The organism is Bradyrhizobium sp. UFLA03-84, assembly GCF_002289535.1.
Taxonomy (GTDB): domain Bacteria; phylum Pseudomonadota; class Alphaproteobacteria; order Rhizobiales; family Xanthobacteraceae; genus Bradyrhizobium; species Bradyrhizobium viridifuturi.
Genome location: NZ_NSJY01000015.1, coordinates 126,734 through 146,253 on the forward strand (window position 1 = coordinate 126,734; position 19,520 = coordinate 146,253).

General features: G+C 65.3%; 23 protein-coding genes. 7 read left to right on the forward strand and 16 right to left on the reverse strand.

Translation table 11 applies throughout. The features are described 5' to 3' along the window. Positions 1–7: 7 nt before the first annotated feature. The gene (locus CK489_RS29245) at positions 8–922 is read right to left on the reverse strand and encodes a 2-dehydro-3-deoxygalactonokinase (RefSeq protein WP_095734874.1); all 915 of its coding nucleotides are present in this window, start codon (positions 920–922) and stop codon (positions 8–10) included. Between the two features lie 145 nt (positions 923–1,067). Further along, positions 1,068–1,283, reverse strand: a complete 216-nt coding sequence (locus tag CK489_RS29250; RefSeq protein WP_050626442.1) for a hypothetical protein — start codon at positions 1,281–1,283, stop codon at positions 1,068–1,070. Positions 1,284–1,479: 196 nt separating this feature from the next. On the opposite strand from CK489_RS29250, the gene CK489_RS29255 reads away from it, so the two are divergent. Next, on the forward strand, positions 1,480–1,656 hold the full coding sequence (locus CK489_RS29255; RefSeq protein WP_021079279.1) for a hypothetical protein: 177 nt from the start codon (positions 1,480–1,482) through the stop codon (positions 1,654–1,656). Between the two features lie 501 nt (positions 1,657–2,157). On the opposite strand, the gene CK489_RS41900 is transcribed toward CK489_RS29255, so the two are convergent. Further along, entirely contained in the window at positions 2,158–2,334 is a 177-nt protein-coding gene (locus CK489_RS41900) for a hypothetical protein (protein WP_167350129.1), read from the reverse strand. 187 nt (positions 2,335–2,521) lie between these two features. On the opposite strand from CK489_RS41900, the gene CK489_RS29265 reads away from it, so the two are divergent. Beyond that, the gene (locus tag CK489_RS29265; protein WP_050626533.1) at positions 2,522–2,764 is read left to right on the forward strand and encodes a hypothetical protein; all 243 of its coding nucleotides are present in this window, start codon (positions 2,522–2,524) and stop codon (positions 2,762–2,764) included. Positions 2,765–2,987: 223 nt separating this feature from the next. Next, a complete protein-coding gene (locus tag CK489_RS29270) occupies positions 2,988–3,344 on the forward strand; it encodes a DUF6481 family protein (protein ID WP_095734796.1) in 357 nt (118 codons plus the stop codon). A gap of 56 nt (positions 3,345–3,400) precedes the next feature. On the opposite strand, the gene CK489_RS29275 is transcribed toward CK489_RS29270, so the two are convergent. Beyond that, on the reverse strand, positions 3,401–3,634 hold the full coding sequence (locus tag CK489_RS29275) for a pentapeptide MXKDX repeat protein (protein ID WP_095734797.1): 234 nt from the start codon (positions 3,632–3,634) through the stop codon (positions 3,401–3,403). Positions 3,635–3,955: 321 nt separating this feature from the next. Here CK489_RS29275 and CK489_RS29280 point away from each other — a divergent pair, with 321 nt between their 5' ends. The 3 genes from CK489_RS29280 to CK489_RS29290 are packed head-to-tail and all read left to right on the forward strand — an operon-like array spanning position 3,956 to position 6,884. Then, on the forward strand, positions 3,956–4,978 hold the full coding sequence (locus tag CK489_RS29280; RefSeq protein ID WP_050626438.1) for a TRAP transporter substrate-binding protein: 1,023 nt from the start codon (positions 3,956–3,958) through the stop codon (positions 4,976–4,978). Next, positions 4,975–5,529 (forward strand): TRAP transporter small permease, encoded by a 555-nt coding sequence (locus tag CK489_RS29285; RefSeq protein ID WP_050626437.1) that lies wholly within the window; start codon positions 4,975–4,977, stop codon positions 5,527–5,529. Before CK489_RS29280 ends, CK489_RS29285 begins: the two co-directional genes overlap by 4 nt. After that, complete coding sequence (locus tag CK489_RS29290) at positions 5,526–6,884, forward strand: TRAP transporter large permease (protein WP_095734798.1); 1,359 nt, start codon at positions 5,526–5,528, stop codon at positions 6,882–6,884. The genes CK489_RS29285 and CK489_RS29290 overlap by 4 nt, the downstream gene beginning before the upstream one ends. Positions 6,885–6,893: 9 nt before the next feature. Here the strand turns inward: CK489_RS29290 and CK489_RS41510 are convergent, their stop codons facing one another. Both CK489_RS41510 and CK489_RS29295 read right to left on the reverse strand, forming a co-directional pair. After that, positions 6,894–7,031 (reverse strand): hypothetical protein, encoded by a 138-nt coding sequence (locus CK489_RS41510; protein WP_158226521.1) that lies wholly within the window; start codon positions 7,029–7,031, stop codon positions 6,894–6,896. 78 nt (positions 7,032–7,109) lie between these two features. After that, on the reverse strand, positions 7,110–7,958 hold the full coding sequence (locus tag CK489_RS29295; RefSeq protein WP_095734799.1) for an SMP-30/gluconolactonase/LRE family protein: 849 nt from the start codon (positions 7,956–7,958) through the stop codon (positions 7,110–7,112). A gap of 292 nt (positions 7,959–8,250) precedes the next feature. Here CK489_RS29295 and CK489_RS29300 point away from each other — a divergent pair, with 292 nt between their 5' ends. After that, positions 8,251–10,473, forward strand: coding sequence for a lytic transglycosylase domain-containing protein (locus CK489_RS29300; protein ID WP_095734800.1), 2,223 nt, complete (start codon positions 8,251–8,253; stop codon positions 10,471–10,473). Positions 10,474–10,534: 61 nt separating this feature from the next. Here CK489_RS29300 and CK489_RS29305 read toward each other — a convergent pair whose 3' ends face one another. The 10 genes from CK489_RS29305 to pdhA all read right to left on the reverse strand — a co-directional run bounded on the left by CK489_RS29305 (position 10,535) and on the right by pdhA (position 19,476). After that, the gene (locus tag CK489_RS29305) at positions 10,535–10,930 is read right to left on the reverse strand and encodes a hypothetical protein (RefSeq protein WP_095734801.1); all 396 of its coding nucleotides are present in this window, start codon (positions 10,928–10,930) and stop codon (positions 10,535–10,537) included. A 21-nt stretch (positions 10,931–10,951) separates the two neighbouring features. Beyond that, positions 10,952–11,920, reverse strand: a complete 969-nt coding sequence (locus CK489_RS29310) for a tripartite tricarboxylate transporter substrate binding protein BugD (RefSeq protein ID WP_095734802.1) — start codon at positions 11,918–11,920, stop codon at positions 10,952–10,954. 78 nt (positions 11,921–11,998) lie between these two features. Then, on the reverse strand, positions 11,999–13,240 hold the full coding sequence (locus CK489_RS29315) for a threonine synthase (protein WP_050626431.1): 1,242 nt from the start codon (positions 13,238–13,240) through the stop codon (positions 11,999–12,001). A 221-nt stretch (positions 13,241–13,461) separates the two neighbouring features. Next, a complete protein-coding gene (gene lpdA, locus CK489_RS29320; RefSeq protein ID WP_050626430.1) occupies positions 13,462–14,883 on the reverse strand; it encodes a dihydrolipoyl dehydrogenase in 1,422 nt (473 codons plus the stop codon). A gap of 17 nt (positions 14,884–14,900) precedes the next feature. Then, entirely contained in the window at positions 14,901–15,143 is a 243-nt protein-coding gene (locus CK489_RS29325) for a hypothetical protein (RefSeq protein WP_095734803.1), read from the reverse strand. Next, positions 15,144–15,320, reverse strand: a complete 177-nt coding sequence (locus CK489_RS41905) for a hypothetical protein (RefSeq protein WP_198961064.1) — start codon at positions 15,318–15,320, stop codon at positions 15,144–15,146. 12 nt (positions 15,321–15,332) lie between these two features. After that, on the reverse strand, positions 15,333–16,697 hold the full coding sequence (locus tag CK489_RS29330; protein WP_095734804.1) for a pyruvate dehydrogenase complex dihydrolipoamide acetyltransferase: 1,365 nt from the start codon (positions 16,695–16,697) through the stop codon (positions 15,333–15,335). Positions 16,698–16,699: 2 nt separating this feature from the next. Then, entirely contained in the window at positions 16,700–17,005 is a 306-nt protein-coding gene (locus CK489_RS29335; protein WP_021079261.1) for a DUF5076 domain-containing protein, read from the reverse strand. A 5-nt stretch (positions 17,006–17,010) separates the two neighbouring features. After that, positions 17,011–18,411 carry a pyruvate dehydrogenase complex E1 component subunit beta gene (locus CK489_RS29340; protein WP_095734805.1) on the reverse strand — a complete coding sequence of 467 codons (1,401 nt, stop codon included), beginning with the start codon at positions 18,409–18,411 and terminating at the stop codon, positions 17,011–17,013. Positions 18,412–18,456: 45 nt separating this feature from the next. Further along, positions 18,457–19,476 carry a pyruvate dehydrogenase (acetyl-transferring) E1 component subunit alpha gene (gene pdhA / locus CK489_RS29345; RefSeq protein WP_050626427.1) on the reverse strand — a complete coding sequence of 340 codons (1,020 nt, stop codon included), beginning with the start codon at positions 19,474–19,476 and terminating at the stop codon, positions 18,457–18,459. Positions 19,477–19,520: the final 44 nt, after the last annotated feature.

Sequence of the window (19,520 nt, forward strand, 5' to 3'; positions counted from 1 at the left end):
TGATCCCTCAGTTCTTCCAGATCGCCGCCGCTGCGCCGGCGAGGCCGCGGCGAACCGCCTCCTCCGCATCCATGACGTTGAGCGGAATCGAAAGGCGTTGCAGCGCGATCTGGTAGAGACGTTGCAGGCGGCCCGATGCGATCAGCGTCACCGGCGTTGCCCGCTCCCGCTCCGCGAGGCCGGCCGCGAGCTCGGCACCGATCAACGTGCCCGAGATCGTCTCGCGCGCGGCCTGCGCGCTGCCGCCGAACAGCAGTTGCCGCGATCGCACGCGAAACAGCAGGTTGGCCGAAAATGCCGGCACAGCGAACGCCTCCATGACGGCCGAGCCGAACGCCTCGGTATCGACAGCCTCGTCCGCGCCCGCGATGGCGTGTGACAGGATGGTTTCACGCGCGATCGCGCTGAACAACTCACCGGTCATGAAGGTCGCAAAACGCTCGACCGTTCCAGCGCGCATTTGCACCCATTTGGAATGGGTGCCCGGCAGGCAAACGAGAGCCGCGCCCGGCGCGTCCAGACCGAGTGCGCCGAGCAATTGGGTTTCCTCGCCACGCATCACGTCGGGGGCCGCGGTGTTGCGCTGCGCAATCCCCGGCAGGATGCGAATGTCATGCGACTGCCCGCTCACCATAACGGCGCCCTTGAGGATGGCGGAGAGATGCGCCGGCGTGTCGACATAGCCGGCTTCGACCCAGCCCTGCCGTGCACCCGCCATGCCGCAAATTACGACAGGCAAATTGGCCGCCGCGCCCAGCGCGTCCAGATGCGATTGCAGCACGGAGGTAAAGCCGGTCCTGGCGGCCACCGTCATGCCCTCGCCGCTGCGGCGTTCACCGAACACCTGGCCGCCAGCGTTCATCAGCCAGAGCCGGAAGCTGCTGGTGCCCCAATCGACCGCGACATAGGAAGGCCCGCTCACCGCGCTCTGTTCCACGCTTTCAGTTTCCGGCACGGCAACGGCGCCGCGACTGAGACGCGATAAAGCCCTTCCTCGCGCGGCGCAAGGCGGCCCGGTGGCGTGATGTCACGAGGCTCCGTTCGCGTCGGATGCACGCGCGGCTCGGTTACCGCGCGCCCTTCAGCGTACAGGAGGTCGTGCAGGTGGTGACGTTGCCACGGTCACACTTGATGCAGGCGTTGACGCACTGATCCATGACCTTGGGATTGTACTGACTATAAAGATTGGCCGCACAGCTGTTGGTCGAGCCCGTGACCTCCGGGTCGTTCCAGCAACCGGACAGTAAAAATGCTGCGGCACTCAAAATGGCGACCTTGCGCATAAGGCCTCCTGCCACGCTCCATCCAAGTAACCTTGATGGGTTAGGTTAAAATCCGGTTTCAATTGCGACCTTACCCGGAAGCAGTATTGCTTATCCACCGGACATTTCCCCAAGGTCCGGGCCCACACCGGCAAGGCCGTCAGGCGACCCCGCCTGGCGGCTTTGTTGCCCAGCAATGCACAAGGATACCAACAAGATGGCCAGAAAGCCGCGGTGGTCGTTCAAGGAGGACCGACGACTGATGGAATTGGCGCGCTCCTCCAAGACGCTGGAGGAGGTCGTGAAGGCGACCGGCCGTTCGCCGGAGCGAATCAAGAAGATGGCGATGCGCCTCGGCCTCTCCATCAAGCCGCGTGGCGCCACCAAGAAATGATTTGAAATTCCGCTGCCGCGCGGACTCGGACGCGAGCCCCTCCGGGTCCAATCGGCGCCGCTTCGTGTGCACCGACGCGTCAGACACGAAGACTAGGGTTCCGGCGGACAATCGTCCTTGGCCCGCACCGGGATCGCCCTGACCTCCCCGTCAACCCTGGCCTCGCGCTCCGGCTCGTCCGCCCTGGTGCAGGTGGTCAGCACGAACGCCACCCTGCTGCATTGCCATCCAGGGCCCAGCCCCGCGCTGGACACCTGTTCGGGCGATGCCAGCGTGAGGGACCCATACGCTATCAAAACGGCACCCGCCGCGCCTGCGGCAGCCAGCGCCGCGCCCTTTCCGGACCACAGCTTGGATATCATGGCCTTGGTTCCCGCCGATCTCTGGGACTAGATGAGCAACCCGCCTGTCCGCGTGTGACCGGAATCACAACCGGGACCAAGCAGTTCAGCCCGAGTCTTTGGGTCGATGTGGGAGCGATATTGCACTGCCGCAAGGCAGTCAGCGCGCCGGCTCGATCACATTACAGTTGGATCGGCCCGACATCACGCAGTCCTGCATCTTGCTCGCCGCCGTCAGGTTGTGCGCAAGCCAGAGACCGACCGCGAGCATGACCGCCGCGACCAGCAGTCCGATCAACGCGCCGCGGCGGTTGCCTCCGTCTTCGGATTCGCTCATGCCGGCTCGGGTTCCCAATTGCCATCGCCCGCATCATGACCGTTTGCACGGTTGCGTGCGATCAATTCTGCAACAGTCGCACCACGAAATGCGCGCGGGCAGCCGTCGGCCCTGCAATTCCATTGCGAGCGCGCGCGACTCACGAAAAACTGCTCGTGGAAGTGGAGCGCGTGTGCGGGGCGTGCCGGTGAGCGAACAGGAAACGAACTACGATTTTCAGCGTTACAGGCAGCTCCTCTCGGAGGCTGTCGACGAGGCCAGCAGGCTGCAGCTGATCAGCCTTTTGATCGCAGAAAAAGCGCGCGACCGGCTGGAGGCCCAGCGCGCCTCGGACCGGGACGCGATGACTGCCGAGACGGTCGCCAAGGTGCTGGGTACCAAGGGTTTGGGTACCAAAGCCTTGGGCGGCGGGCGGCGCGAGCAGTTTTAGCGCGGCTGGGGTTTCGGCACCTTCTGAGAGCAAGCGGGCTCGGTGACCAACCACTCACCAAGTCGGTGGCGAAGCGGGTGCCATCGGCCGTTTGCCATCCGCTCATATCTCCCTTGCTCCACAGCCCTCCGTTCGCCACTGGCAATTTCTGCGCCGTTCACTTATTGAAGCGCCGAACCCAAACCCATCCATCACCCGAACAGAAAGCAGCAAGGCTTCCTCTATGAGTGGCTTCAAGGAACCGGGTTTTGCCGACCGCCAAAAGGCGGCCCTGCAGGCGCGGCAAAACCTCCTCAACAAGTTTCGCGCCCAGCCCGGCGCTGACGATCCCGCTGTGAAGGCACGTGCCGACGAGCGCGCGGCGATCGCCGAACGACGCACCAAGGCCAAGGAGGTCCGTGAGGCCGAGAAGGCCGAGCAGAAGCGACTGGCGGAAGAAGCTGCCGCAGCCGAGGCCGCCCGCATCGCGCGCGAGAAGGAAGAGGAAGCCGCCCGCGAGGAGGCGCTGCTCGCCGAGCAGAAGGCCAAGCGCGACGCCCGCTATGCGGCGCGCAAGGAGCGCGGCAAGAAGAAGCGCTAAAGCCTAACCAGGCCCGCCACCACGGCAGGCCTGTGAAGGATGAGCGATGCCGGCGATCAGTTCTTCTTCATGCCGTCGTCTTTCTTCATCATCGCTCCGCCATCCTTCTTCATGCCGTCGTCCTTCTTCATCATACCACTGTCCTTCTTCATGGCATCCTTGGACATCGTGTCTTCCTTCTTCATCGCGTCGTCCTTGCCCATCTTGTCCTGAGCGAAGGCGGCGGGCGCGAGCGCGAGGCTGAACGAGAGCAGCGCGGCGGAAAGGCCGAGGCGGGTCTTGGTGGTCATGATGATGATCCCTTGTGTGGTCGAATGTGAGCGCGACGACTTGCCGCTCTCTACTCGACGCGCGTGCGCCGCCCGTTGTTACCTCCAATAACAAATTCTTGAGCTGCCGCGGCGCGTACCCGCGAGGGTTGCGTGGCTGGCGCGCGGTGTGCGCCGCAACATCGGCGAGCTCCTCACCGCCAGGACTTGTCGCCACGCGTCCGCCCGCACTATCAGGGCGCCTCGAACTATCAGACTAGAGAAGTTTCACGCGAAGACCGGCTAAGCTAAAACTCCGCGCCGGCCTAACAGCCACTCAAGAAGCTCTTCAGGGGAAGAACCATGCTCACACGCCGCCACGTCCTCGCTTCCGCCCTCGCCGCACCCGCGATCCTGCGGTTGGGCATCGGGACCGCGCATGCCGCGACCACGCTGAAGATCTCGCACCAATTCCCCGGCGGCACGATCGACAAGGGCGACTTCCGCGACAGGCTGTGCCGGATGTTCGCGGCCGAGGTCGCCAAGCGCTCGGGCGGCGACCTCACCGCCGAGGTCTATCCGAACTCCTCGCTGATCAAGACCAACGCGCAGTTCTCGGCGATGCGCAAGGGCGCGCTCGACCTCAGCCTTTACCCGATGCCCTATGCTGGCGGCGAGCTGCCGGAAACCAATATCGGCCTGATGCCGGGCCTCGTCACCACCTACGACCAGGGCCTGCGGTGGAAGAAGGAGCCGGTCGGCAAGGCGCTCTCCGACTTCCTCGCCGACAAGGGCATTCTCCTGATCTCCTGGGTCTGGCAAGCCGGCGGCGTCGCCAGCCGTTCCAAGGCGATCGTGGCGCCCGAGGACGCCAAGGGCCTCAAGGTGCGCGGCGGCTCGCGCGAGATGGACATGGTGCTGCAGACCGCCGGCGCCGCGGTGCTGTCGGTACCCTCGAACGAGATTTACGCCGCGATGCAGACCGGCGCCTGCGATGCCGGCATCACCTCCTCCACCAGCCTGATCTCGTTCCGCCTCGAGGAGGTCGCGAAGTCGCTGACCTCCGGCGCCGGCGCGTCCTACTGGTTCATGCTGGAGCCGCTGATGATGTCGAAGGCGATCTTCGACAAGCTGCCGAAGAACCAGCAGGACATCATCCTCGCCGTCGGCGCCGAGCTCGAAGCGTTCGGCCGCAAAGGCGCGCAAGACGACGATGCCGAGGTGGCCAAGGTCTATGAGAAGGCCGGCGCCAAGGTCAGTGCGCTCGATGCCGCCACCGTCGGTAAGTGGCGCGACATCGCGCGCGACACCGCCTGGAAGGACTACGGCGCCAAGACCGCGATGGCAGCCAACCTGCTGAAGCTCGCAAGCGACGTCGCCGCATGATGCATGGTCCGGTCGCGGATCAGGCCGAAGCCTCGAGCCTGGCCACGGGCAATTCGCCTGTGGCTCTGCTCGGGCGCGCGCTGTCCATGTGCAACAACATCATCGTGGTGTTCGCCGCGCTCGCCTTGATCGCGGCCTGCGCGATCCTGAGCTACAGCGTGCTCGGCCGCGCCTTGTTCCACAGCCCGAACTACTGGCAGGACGAGGCCGCCGTGTTCCTTTTGGTCGGCGCCACCTTCATGACGTCGGCTTATGTGCAGAGCCAGCGCGGCCACGTCAGCATTGAGGCGTTCGTCGGCCTGCTTTCGCCGCGCGCCAACAGCATCAGGCTTTGGCTGGTCGATGTCGCGAGCTTCGCGTTCTGCACGTTCTTTGCCTGGAAGTCCTGGACGCTGGCGCACGAGGCCTATGTCGACGGCCAGGTCTCCAACTCGATGTGGTCGCCGCCGCTCGCGATCCCCTACGGACTGATGGCGCTCGGCATGACGCTGCTATGCGTGCAGCTTCTCCTGCAAATCCTGATTCCGCTGACGGGTGGCGCGCGCCGATGACCGTGTTTGGTATTGGCATCTCCTACGGGCTTGCCACCCTGTTTGCGATGTTCTCCGGCATGCCGATCGCGTTCGCGCTCGGCGCCGTCGCGGTCGTGTTCATGGCGATCTACATGCCGGCGGCCTCGCTCGATACGGTGACGCAGAACGTCTACGAGGAGATGGCCTCGATCACGCTGCTGTCGATCCCGCTGTTCATCCTGAAGGGCGCGGCGATCGGCAAATCGCGCGCCGGCCAGGATCTCTACTCGGCGCTGCACGCCTGGCTGCACCGCGTACCCGGCGGCCTCGGCGTCGCCAACGTGTTCGCCTGCGCGCTGTTCGCGGCGATGGCCGGCTCCTCGCCCGCCACCTGCTCGGCGATCGGCTCGGCCGGCATTCCGGAGATGCGCAAGCGCGGCTATTCCGGCGGCTTTGCCGCGGGGATCATCGCCGCCGGCGGCACGCTCGGCATCCTGCTGCCGCCCTCGATCACGATGATCCTGTTCGCGGTCGCCGCCGAGAAATCGCTCGGCCGGCTGTTCCTCGCCGGCATCGGCCCGGGACTGCTGCTGGTGTCGTTGTTCGGCCTCTACGCCGTGTTCCGCTTCCGCAAGGAATACGCCATGGCCAAAGCCGCCTATGACGCGACCGGCAAGGACGCCGCGATCCTGCAGCGCGACGAATTCACCATGGCCGAACGCTTCAGTGCGCTGCCGCGGGTGATCCCGTTCGTGCTGCTGCTGACCGGTGTGATGATCGCGCTGTACGGCGGCTATGCCACGCCGTCGGAAACCGCCGGCCTCGGCGGCCTGTTGGCGCTCGGGCTGATCGCCGTGATCTACAGCGTCTGGAAACCCAGCGACCTGTCGCCGATCCTGAAATCGACCATCCGCGAATCCACCATGCTGATGCTGATCATCGGCATGTCGCTGCTCTATTCCTACGTGATGAGCTATCTGCACATCTCGCAGTCGGCGGCCGAGGCGATCGTTGCGATGCACCTGCCGCGCTGGGAGCTGCTGTTTGCGATCCTCGTGATGGTGATCGTGCTCGGCTTCTTCCTGCCGCCGGTCTCGATCATCCTGATGACCGCGCCGATCATCCTGCCGCCGCTGCGCGCGGCCGAGTTCGACATCATCTGGTTCGGCGTCGTCATGACCATCGTGATGGAGATGGGCCTGATTCACCCGCCGGTCGGCCTCAACATCTTCGTCATCCGCAACGTCGCGCCCGACATCCCCTTAAGCGAGGTGATCTGGGGCACGCTGCCGTTCGTGCTGCTGATGATGTTCGCGGTGCTGATGCTCTGCTTCTTCCCGGAGATCTCGACCTGGCTGCCGAACCTGGTGATGGGGCCGGACGGCGGGCGCTAGGCACGCCCGTCAGGCCGCCTCCTGCTCCCGTACGGCCAGCGCCTGCTCGATCCGGCGCACCATCGACGCGGTCGGGCGACCCTCGCGTTGCAGCCGGCGGAGCTCGTTCCAGAGCCTGATGATTTCGCGGTCTCGCTCGGCGTCCATGGCGGCACTCTCCCGAATGCCCAATATGAACGAAACGGGAACGCACTTCAAGCCCGGGACGTCCCTCGCCGACAGCCGCTAGGGATAGCCGTCGCCCGGCGTTGCGACCTCGACCACGTCAATCTGCGACGCCGATTTGCCCCTCCGGAGCTCCTCGTAGGAGGTCTCCGCGCTCAAGCAGAACAATGTCCTGCGATCGGCGCCGCCCAGCGCACAGGCGAGTGCGCGGCGGCCCGGGACCTCGATGCGCTCAAGCTCCACGCCATTGCGATCGATGCGGACAAAGGCGTCTTCCGTGAACGAGGCGACCCAGACCGCCCCATCGCGATCGAGGCAGATGCCATCGGGATCGTTGACCCGGCCGAACCGCCCGCGGAGGCTCAACCCGCCGTCCGCCGCGATATCGTAGTCCGCGAGAGCAGCGCCATCCATTTCCGCGACGACGAGCCGGCGCTGATCGGAGGAAACGGCGATGCCGTTCGGAAACCGCAAGCCGTCGGCGACGACGCGGGCGCTGCCGTCGGGCGTGACCAGGATGATCCGGCCGACGGCGCCGCGCCCCTCCGGCGGCGGCAGATTGAAGCCGAGATCGCCGACATAGGCGCGCCCCAGCCCGTCAATGATCATGTCGTCGATCGTGCCGGTGGCAACCTCGGAGAGGTCGGCATACAGCGACAGTGCCCCACCCGAGAACCGCAGCAGCCGCTTCCTGAACATCGTCAGCACGACGATGTCGCCATCAGGCAGCACGCCGAGACCGCAGGGCGTGTCGTCCGCCACCGCAGCGTGCTCCTGCCGTTCGCCCGACGGACTGATGCTGAGCAATGTGCGCGCCATGCAGTCGACGAACCACAATCGTCCATCGTGCCAGCGCGGGCCCTCGAAATAGCGGCCGCCGTCGAGGATGGTTCTGAGGTGCACTGCCATGGCGTCCCGCTCGGTGAAATCTGATCTGTCAGCCCCCAACGGCGCGACGTGGCGATCAGGATACATCTCGGCGGAAACCGGTCAAAGGGGCGGCCCTTATGCCACATTTTACCCGCAAAACCCCGGTTCCCGCGGGTTCCACACGCCATGTTCCATATTTCGCCGCGTTTTCCCTGTTGAGTTGCGGCAGCATTAACACTCGAGAATCGAGGGTAGTGATAATCTGCGGCGGTTGTGCCGCCGTATGAAGCGTTCTGTTTGTGCCTCGTGGTTTCTCAGGGGGGACCAGGGAATGAACCGGTGCCTACGTCCGCTGGCGTGTTTCGCCACAGCCGCCGCGCTCGCGCTGCTTCCAGTCCAGGCGACCGCCAAGCCGCATCACCAGCATCAGGCCAAAAGCGGCCACGGCGACAAGAAGGCGCACGGCGCCAAGTCGAGCGGCAAGACCGCACACGAGAGCGGCTCCGGCAAGCGCCGGCATGCCAGGCACGGCTCCGACAAACGCAAATCGGCTAAGGCCAAATCGGTCCCATCCAAATCGGCTGAGTCCACCAAGGCGGCGGAGCCGGAGAAGCCCGCCGGGCCGCAATTGTCTGGCGATCTCGCCAACGTCAGGGACGCGATCCTCGCTGCGCGCCGGGGCAAGACCAACGACGCGACCGATATCCAGGCCAAGATCACCGACCCGGTCGGGCGCAAGCTCGTCGAGTGGTACCTGCTGCGCCATTCGGAGTCGAATGCGCCGTTCAGCCGCTATGCGGCATTCGTCGCGGCGAACCCGGATTGGCCAAGCGTCACGCTGCTCCGCAAACGGGCTGAAGCGCGGATGTGGCAGGAGCGCAGCGATCCGGCCACGGTGCACGGCTTCACGCTCGATCAACCGATCAGCGCCAAGGGCAAGTTCGCACTCGCCCGCACGCTGCTCACTGAGGGCGACCGCGACGGCGCCGCCCGGCTGGTGCGCGAGGCCTGGCGTTCGGAAGAATTGCTCGAACGGACCGAGAGCGACGCCTATGACGCATTCAAGGACCTGCTGACATCAGACGATCATCGCGCGCGTATGGACAAGCGGATCGGCGCCAAGGATCTCGCCGGCGCGAGGCGCGCGGCACAGCACCTCGGCAGCGACGCGTTGGCCATCGTGAAGGCTTGCGGCGCGGTCCGCGGCCAATCCAGCAAGGCCGAGGACACGCTCAACGACGTGCCGGCTGATGCCCGCGGCGACCTCGGCTACACGCTGTGCCGCATCCAATGGCTGCTCGCGAAGAACAGGATCGACGATGCGGCGCGCGTGACGATCGCGGCGGCGCCCGAGACGATGGCGCAGCAGGACACCGACCAATGGTGGCGCGAGCGCCGCATCCTCTCCCGCAAGCTGCTGGACCAGGGTGAGTACCAGGCGGCCTATGACGTGATCCGGGGCGCGGCGGCGCCGGACAATCCGTACTATCGCTCCGACATGCACTTCATGCGCGGCTGGATCGCGCTGCGCTATCTCGACGATGCCAAGACCGCGGCGGCGCATTTCGCCCACATCGACGAGGGCCAGACCAACCCGACGGTGCTGGCGCGCGCCACCTATTGGCGCGGCCGCGCCGCCGAGGCACTCGGCAACTCCGCGGCGATGCGCGCCGACTACCAGGCCGCCGCGCGCTACCCGACTGCGTATTATGGCCAACTCGCGCTGACCAAGCTCGGCCGTGACGGCGTCGAGTTGCATGCACCCTCGCCCGCTGCAAGCGCCGACAGCATGGCCGCGGACGAGCGGGTTCGTGCCGCCGACATGCTCTACGCGATCGGCGAGCCCGATATCGTGCTCTACTTCGCAGCCGACCTTGCCGAGGAGAGCGCTGACGTCGGGATGCTCGAGGCACTCGGCGAGCTCACCGGCCGCCACAACGATGCCCGCGCCATGCTGCAGATCGGCAAGATCGCGCTCGCGCGGGGCTTTGCCTTCGACCATTACGCCTTCCCGGTCATCGGCATTCCCCAGCACACCCCGATCGCGCCCGACATCGGACGCAGCATGACCTACTCGATCGCGCGTACTGAAAGCGCGTTCGATCAGCGCGACAAGTCGGCGGCCAACGCCGTCGGCCTGATGCAGGTGACGCCCGAAGCCGGCCGCGACACCGCGAAGCGTTTCGGCGTCAGCTATGACTGGAGCAGGATGGTGTCCGATCCGGTCTACAACACCCAGATGGGCGCGGCCGAATTGAGTGCGCTGCTGGCGGAGTATCGCGGCTGCCACATCATGACATTTGCCGGCTACAACGCCGGCCGCGGCCGCGTCCGCGACTGGATCAAGGCCTATGGCGACCCGCGCGATCCCAAGGTCGATCCGGTCGATTGGGTGGAGCGGATCCCGATCTCGGAGACGCGCAACTACGTGCAGCGCGTGATGGAGAATTTCGCGGTCTATCGGGCGCGTTTCGAGGACGCCGGCACGGCGATGGCGGCAAAGAGCGGCGAGCGCGTCGTGACGCAGGAGACCAACGCCGCGCCGGCGCAGTGAGCCTCGCCGGCGTGATCAGATCAGGTTGATCTTTTCGGACAGCTGATTCGTTCGGATCGCGCTAGGGGATATCCGCCGTCCTGCGAACCTCTCTCCGCGCGAAGAACCATGAGACACCTGCGATCAGACAGGCAAATCCGAGCCAGGCGATCATCGCGCGAGCTTCGCGGGGCGTGTCGATTCCGTAGCGATCGATGATGAAAACGGGCAACAGATACGCGAACGCGACCGTCCAGATGCTCCAGAGCCCAGAGCGGCCCAGAATGACGTAGACGAGACCGTCGTAAACCAACTGGAACGCTAGTGCTGCGCCCAGCATCATGAGGAACAAGCGAAGATAATCGCTCCAGTACAAGATGTGCACGCCTTCCGGGGTCGCCCAGGGCACCATCCAGCCGAGAAAGGCGACCGCAAACGCGGCGCTGGACGCAAGCCACGCAAGAACAAGGTTCCTCATGAGAAGCTTGCCTCCTGCTTCTCACTCCACCTTCACATTGGCGGCCTTGATCATCGGCCACCACTTTGCGATTTCCGCCTTCTGCCAGGCGCCGAGTGCCTCCGGCTTCAACTGGTCTTGCGGCGGCATCTGCAAGCCGAGATTTTCGAGCTGCTTCTTCACCGCGGGATCGCGCAGCGCCTGGATCGCAGCCATGTTGAGCTTGGCCACGATCTCCTTCGGCGTGCCCTTCGGCACCCAGAGGCCGGACCACAGCGTCATGTAGAAGCCGGGCAAGCCGGCCTCGTCGACCGTCGGAACTTCAGGCGCATTCGCGACGCGCTTGGAATCGGTGACGGCATAGGCGCGGATGTTGCCGGCGCGGACCTGGTTGATCGAATTCGAGGTCTGATCGACGATGATGTCGATCTGGCCGGCGACGAGGTCGTTCAGCGCCGGCCCGGTTCCGCGATACGGCACGTATTGCAGCTTGATGCCGGAGACGTTCTCGAAATAGAGCCCTGCGATATGGCTGCCGCTGCCGGCGCCGGCGGTGCCTGCGGTCGGCGGCTGAGGCCGCGACTTCAACCACTCCAAGAGCTCCTTCAGCGATTTCGCCGGCACGGCGTTCTTGCTGACGATGATCATCGGATTGCTCGGCAGCAGCACAACCGGCTCGAGATCCTCGACGAGATCGTAGCCGAGCTTGTAGATCGCGCCGTTTGCGACGTGGGTGCCGAGATGGCCGAACGAGACGGTGTAGCCGTCAGGCGCCGCGCGCACCGCGCGGCCGACGCCGATCGAACCGCCCGCCCCGGTCACGTTCTCGATCAGGACCACCTCGCCGAGCGACTGCTTCATCCGCTCGGCGAGGATGCGCGCCATGGCATCCGACGGACCGCCGGCAGCGAACGGCACGACGATGGTGATCGGGTGCGCGGGCCAGGTTTCCGCCGTAGCGCTTCCTGTGAACGCCAACATCGCCAGCACGGCCAGAACGAGCTTCCGCATCACGCTCTCCCTCAATCTTTCTTGTCGCATCATTTTTGAAGGGCCACCTTTCGACAAGATGGCCCTTCGGATGAGGCTTCAGAACTGCGAGAAGTCGATCGGCTTGTGCCGGTCGAGCGCGCGGGTCACCGGCGGCAGCGGGTATTTCAGGCCGCTGGCGCAATTGAACAGCATCACGCGGTCGGTCCTGCTGACCCGGCCGTCGGCAAGGCTCTGCTTGTAGGCAGCATAGGTCGCAGCGCCCTCGGGGCACAGCAAGAGGCCCTCCTCGCGCGCGACCTCATTGAGCGCAGCGCTGATCTTGTCGTCATCGACGGCGATTGCAAACCCCTTGCTCTCGCGCACCGCACGCAGGATGAGGAAGTCGCCGATCGCCTGCGGCACGCGGATGCCCGAGGCGATGGTGTGGGCATCCTCCCAGCGCGCCGCGTGCTCGGTGCCGGCCTCGTAGGCGCGCACCATCGGCGCGCAGCCGGAGGCCTGCACCGCGACCATCCGCGGACGCTTGGAGCCGATGAAGCCGATCTTCTCGAGCTCGTCGAACGCCTTCCACATGCCGATCAGGCCGGTGCCGCCACCGGTCGGATAGAAGATCACGTCGGGCACGTCCCAGCCGAGCTGCTCGGCGAGCTCGAGGCCCATCGTCTTCTTGCCCTCGATCCGGTACGGCTCCTTCAGGGTCGATGTATCGAACCAGCCGACCTTTGCTTTGCCCTCGCCGACGATCTTGCCGCAATCGTCGATATAGCCGTTGACGCGATAGACGGTGGCGCCCTGCAACTCGATCTCGCTGACATTCACCTCCGGCGTATCCGCCGGGCAGAAGATCGTGGTCTTGATGCCGCAGGAGGTCGCGTAGGCGGCGAGCGCCGCGCCGGCATTGCCGTTGGTCGGCATCGCCATGTGCTTGATGCCGAGCGCCTTGCCCATCGACACCGCCATCACGAGGCCCCGCGCCTTGAACGAGCCGGTCGGCAGCCGCCCCTCGTCCTTGACGATGATCTCGCCGCCGCCAAGTCGCGCCGAAAGCTTCGGCAGCCGGATCAGCGGCGTCGTGACTTCGCCGAGGCTGACGATGTCTTTGCATTTGCGCACCGGCAGCAGCTCGCGGTAGCGCCACAAATCGGCCGGACGCTCGGCCAGCGCGTCCTTCGTAAGGGCCTTCTTCACTCCGGCCAGATCGTAGCGCACCAGGAGCGGCTTGCCGGCCTTGGACAGATTGTGCACCTGGTCCGCTGCATAATGATCGCCCTCCATCGCGCATTCGAGATGGGTCACGAAGGTCGGGCGTTCGATGGTAAGGTTGTCGTTGTCTTTCACGAGGTGCTCTTTCTTTTTCTTAGGTTTTGCGAATCTGAGACCCGTCACCCCCGCGCAGAGGCTCCGCCTTTGTCGCTGGAGGTGGCCGCTTCTTCAGCGGCCCTCGAAGGGCGACAGGCCCCACTGTTCGATCCGGGCCGTGCATCCTTCGAGGCTCGCTCCGCTCGCACCTCAGGATGACAGGATTTGCCAATGCTTTGCAGCTCCTCCCGCCCGGTCTCTCAGATATTCAGCACGCGCCCGTAGGCGTCCAGCACCGCCTCCTTCATCATTTCCGACAAGGTCGGATGCGGGAACACGGTGTGCATCAACTCCTCTTCGGTGGTCTCCAGATTCATCGCCACCACATAGCCCTGGATCAGTTCGGTGACCTCGGCGCCGATCATGTGCGCGCCGAGCAGCTGCCCGGTCTTCTTGTCGAACACCACCTTGACGAGGCCCTGGTCCTCGCCGAGCGCGATCGCCTTGCCGTTGCCGACGAACGGGAAGCGGCCGACGCGGATCTCGCGGCCGCCTTCCTTGGCCTTGGCTTCGGTGAGGCCGACGGAAGCGACCTGCGGATTGCAATAGGTGCAGCCCGGGATCATCAGCTTGTCCATCGGATGCGGATGCAGGCCCTTGATCGCCTCGATGCAGATCACGCCCTCGTGCTCGGCCTTGTGTGCGAGCATCGGGGGACCTGCCACGTCGCCGATCGCGTAGATGCCGGGGATGTTGGTCTTGCCGAGGCCGTCGATCACGATGCAGCCGCGGTCGGTTTTGACGCCGAGCTTCTCCAGCCCGAGATTCTCGATGTTGCCGACCACGCCGACCGCCGAGATCACGCGCTCGAATTCCTTGGTCTGCGGCGAGCCCTTGCCGTCGTCGATGGTCGCGACCACGCTGTCGGCCTTCTTCTCCAGCTTGGTCACCTTGGTCGAGGACATGATCTTGATGCCCATCTTCTCGAACCGCTTGCGTGCCAGCCCTGCGATCTCGGCGTCCTCCACGGGAAGGATTTGCGGCAGCACCTCGACCACGGTGACGTCGGCGCCCATGGTGTGGAAGAACGAGGCGAACTCGATGCCGATCGCGCCGGAGCCGACCACCAGCAGCGATTTCGGCATCCGCTCCGGCACCATCGCCTCGAAATAGGTCCAGATCAGCTTCTTGTCGGGCTCGAGCCCAGGCAGCACGCGCGGCCGCGCGCCGGTCGCGACGATGATGTGCTTGGCCTGATAGCTGCCCTCGCCGCTGGCACCCTTCGGAGCCTCGACCGTGGACTTCTTCACCGTGATCTTGCCGGGCGCGTCGATCGTGGCATCGCCCCAGATCACCGTGACCTTGTTCTTCTTCATCAGGAAGCCGACGCCGTCATTGAGGCGCTTCGAGACGCCGCGCGAACGCTGCACCACGGCCTTCGGATCGAAACTGACATTGTCGGCCGACAGTCCGTAATCCTTGGCGTGCTGCATGTAGTGATAGATCTCCGCCGAGCGCAGCAGCGCCTTGGTCGGGATGCAACCCCAGTTCAGGCAGATGCCGCCGAGATAGGATTTCTCGACGATCGCGGTCTTGAAGCCGAGCTGCGCGGCGCGGATCGCGGTCACGTAGCCGCCGGGGCCGGAGCCGATGATGATGACGTCAAAGGATGTGTCGGCCATGGCGGCTCCCGTTCAACTCAATTTGTGACGCCGCGGGCGCGGCTTCTTGCGATCAATGACCTGACCAGCCATTCGAGCCCGATCACCACGGCCATGATGGCCAGGGCCGTCAGCACGATCGGCTGGGCAATGTTCCGCGCCAACTGTTCGCCGGCGAAGAACGCGGAGTGCAGGAAATCCAGCGCGACCGGGTTGAGCACCAGCACGGCCGACAGCAGCAGCGAGATCCAGGGCCAGCGCGTACGGGCCAAGCCGGCCATTCATCGGTACTCCTGCCATACCGCACCGAGAAATATGGTCCACACCAGCGCCAGCACACCGGCGCCGATCATCATCATCCGGAACTGGAACGTCGATATCAGGTCGCGGTTGACCGCGACGAGCAGCGCAACGGCGATGGCGGCGAGCAGAACGTACGGACCTGACATCGCGTACATGGCTGATGCCCGTCACACCATCATCATCACGGGGTTTTCGATCAGCTGCTTGAAGGCGCCGATCAACTCGGCACCGAGCGCGCCGTCGATCGCGCGGTGATCGCACGACAAGGTGACGCTCATGATGTTCGCGATCTCGATCTTGCCGCCGCGCACGACCGGGCGCTCCTCCGAGGTGCCGACCGCGAGGATCGAGGCGTGCGGCGGGTTGATCACGGCAGTGAAGTGGTTGATGCCGTACATGCCGAGGTTGGAGACCGCGGTGGTGCCGCCCTGGTATTCTTCCGGCTTCAGCTTTCGGGCGCGGGCGCGGGCGGCAAAATCCTTCATCTCGTTCGAGATGGTCGAGAGCGTCTTGGTCTCGGCCTTGCGGATGATCGGCGTGATCAGGCCGCCCGGCATCGCCACCGCGACGCCGACGTCGGAATGCTTGTGCTTGAGCATGCCGCCTTCGGTCCAGCTGACGTTGCAGTTCGGGATCTTCTGCAGCGCCACCGCCATCGCCTTGATGACGAAATCGTTGACCGAGATCTTGTAGAGCGGCTTCTTCTCCTTGTCCTTCGGCGCGGCGGCGTTGATCTCCTCGCGCGCGGCGAGCAGCTTGCCGATGTCGCAGTCGATGGTGAGATAGAAGTGCGGGACGTTCTGCACCGAAGCGGTGAGACGCTGCGCGATGGTGCGGCGCATGCCGTCATGCGGCACGATTTCGTAAGAGCCCGGCTCGAACAGCGCCAGGATCTGCTTGTCCGACATCGACGGCGCGATGCTCGGCCCCGCCGCGGCAGGTGCAGCCGCCGGCGCCTTCAGGCCCTTGCCGGACTTGGCGTCGTCGACGTCGCGCGCGATGACGCGGCCGTGCGGGCCGGTGCCGGTGATGCGGGAGAGATCGATGCCGGCTTCCTTTGCCAATCGGCGCGCCAGCGGCGACGAGAACACACGGGCGTGGCCGTTGGCTTGCGCGGCGGGCGCCGCAGCAGGCTGAGGCGCTGGCGCCGGTGCAGCGGCCGGCTGCGGCGCGGGCGCTGCTGACGGTGCGGGAGCCGCGGCAGGCGCAGCCTGCGCAGCCGGCTTCGGGGCTTCGGCGGGTTTGGCTGCCGGTGCGGCTCCGGCGCTGGCTGCCGCCTTCACGTCCTCGCCGTCGCCGGCCATGACTGCGATGACGTCGTTGACCGGCACGTCCTGCGTGCCCTCGGGCACCAATATCTTGGCGATCGTGCCTTCATCGACCGCCTCGACTTCCATCGTCGCCTTGTCGGTCTCGATCTCCGCGATCACGTCGCCGGACTTGACCTTGTCGCCCTCTTTCTTGAGCCACTTGGCGAGATTGCCCTTTTCCATCGTCGGCGACAGCGCGGGCATGAGAATATTGATCGGCATTGTCAGTGACCTTGTTGCGACCGCGGTTTGGTTTGGCCCATGTCGGTCGGCCGGGCGATTTCGGCTTCGAACATCTCGACGATGCGCGCGAGCGCTTCGTCCTCGGTGTATTCGCTCTCGCGCGAATAGGCGCGTGCGGCGTGACGGGCGATGTCGACGAGCATCAGCCCCCACATATCCGGCTCCTCGAAGGCGCGCTGGAACGCGATCGACAGGCCGCCGTCGACGACAAAGGCGCGCAGCACCTCGACGGCGTCGTCGCGGCCCATCACGTCAGGCGGCAGCGGCTGCTCCTTGGGACCGGCCATCGGCGTTACCGGTAGGACACGGCCTTGGCGGCCGCGACCACCTCGGCGACGGAGGGCAGAGCAAGCTTTTCGAGGTTCGCCGCGTAAGGCATCGGCACGTCCTTGCCGGAGACGCGCGCGACCGGCGCATCGAGATAGTCGAAAGCATGCTCCATGATGCGCGCAGCGACCTCGGAGCCGACGCCGCTCTGCTGCCAGCCCTCTTCCACCGTGACCGCGCGGCCGGTCTTCTTCACCGAGTTGATGACCGTCTCGGTGTCCATCGGACGGATGGTGCGCAGATCGATGACTTCGGCCTCGATGCCTTCCTTGGCGAGCTCGTCCGCGGCCTTCAGCGCATAGGACATGCCCATCGCCCAGGAGACGATGGTGACGTCCTTGCCGGCGCGCGCAATGCGCGCCTTGCCGATCGGCACCACGAAGTCGGGCAGCTTCGGCACCTCGCCGGTGTGGCCGTACAGCATTTCGTTCTCGAGGAAGACCACCGGGTTGGGATCGCGGATCGCGGCCTTGAGCAGGCCCTTGTAGTCAGCGGCCGAATACGGCGCGACCACCTTGAGGCCCGGGATCTGCGAGTACCAGGCGGCGTAGTCCTGGCTGTGCTGGGCCGCGACGCGCGCGGCGGCGCCGTTCGGTCCGCGGAACACGATCGAACAGCCCATCTGGCCGCCGGACATGTACAGCGTCTTGGCGGCGGAGTTGATGATCTGGTCGATCGCCTGCATGGCGAAATTCCAGGTCATGAACTCGACGATCGGCTTCAGCCCGGCCATCGCCGCGCCGACGCCGACGCCGGCAAAGCCGTGCTCGGTGATCGGCGTGTCGATCACGCGCCGCGCGCCGAACTCCTGCAACAGGCCCTGCGTCACCTTGTAGGCGCCCTGATATTCGGCGACCTCCTCGCCCATGATGAAGACGTCGCCGTCGCGGCGCATCTCCTCGGCCATCGCATCGCGCAGCGCCTCGCGGATGGTCTGCGTGACCATCTCGGTGCCGGCCGGAATTTCCGGATCGGGCAGCGCCTCGCTGACCGGCGCTGCCGGCGCCTTTGCCGCGGGCTGCGGCGCTTCCGCCTTTGCATCTCCCTTGGCTTCAGCAGCAGGCGCCTCCGAGGCCTTCGGCGCAGGAGCCGCGGGCACCTTGGCGAGGTCGGCGGCGCTTTCGCCGTCAGCCAGGATGGTCGCGATCGGCGTGTTCACCGCGACATCGGCGGTGCCTTCCGGAATCAGGATCTTGCCGAGCGTGCCCTCGTCGGTTGCCTCGACCTCCATCGTCGCCTTGTCGGTCTCGATCTCGGCGATGACGTCACCGGACTTGATGGTCTCGCCTTCCTTTTTCAGCCATTTGGCGAGGTTGCCCTTCTCCATGGTGGGCGACAGCGCAGGCATCAGCACTTGAATGGGCATATCGGCTCCCGAAATCGGTCTTGAAATTCTTCTGCGCGGGTGGGGTCAGCGGTAGATGTCGGTGTAGAGCTCGGATGCATCCGGCTCCGGATCGTGCTGCGCGAAGTCGGCGGCCTCGTTGACGATCTCGCGCACCTCGGCGTCGATCGCCTTGAGATCCTGCTCGCTCACGCCCGACGCCAGCAAGCGGTTGCGCACCTGCTCGATCGGGTCCTGGTCGTGACGAACCTTTTCGACCTCCTCACGCGTGCGGTACTTCGCGGGGTCGGACATCGAGTGGCCGCGGTAACGGTAGGTCTGCATCTCCAGGATGATCGGACCGTTGCCGCCGCGGCACCATGCGGTGGCTTCATCGGCGGCGGCCTTGACCGCGCGCACGTCCATGCCGTCGACCTGCTTGCCGGGAATGTTGAAGGAGACGCCGCGCTTCGAGAAGTCCTGCTGGGCCGAGGCGCGCGACACCGCGGTGCCCATCGCATAGCGGTTGTTCTCGATCACATAGATCACCGGCAGCTTCCACAGCTCCGCCATGTTGAAGCTTTCGTAGACCTGGCCCTGGTTGGCCGCGCCGTCGCCGAAATAGGTCACGCTGACGTTATCGTTGCCGCGATAGCGGTTGGCGAACGCAAGGCCGGTGCCGAGCGACACCTGCGCGCCCACGATTCCGTGACCGCCGTAGAAATGCTTCTCCTTGCTGAACATGTGCATGGAGCCGCCCTTGCCGCGGGAATAGCCGCCGCGGCGTCCGGTCAGTTCGGCCATCACGCCCCTGGCTTCCATGTCGCAGGCCAGCATGTGGCCGTGGTCGCGGTAGCCCGTTATGACCTCGTCGCCCTGCTTCAGCGCCATCTGCATGCCGACCACGACCGCTTCCTGGCCGATATAGAGATGGCAGAAGCCGCCGATCGCACCCATGCCGTAGAGCTGACCGGCCTTCTCCTCGAAGCGCCGGATCAGGAGCATGTCCCGCAGTGCCTTGAGCTCCTGCTCCCTGGTGAATTCCGGGGGAGAACCAGCCTTCTCCTGACCTGATTCCTTCGCGACGCTTTTCTTGGGTGCGGCCATGGCAATTCCGGGTGAGAGAAGTCGAAGAACCCTCTCTAACCCAA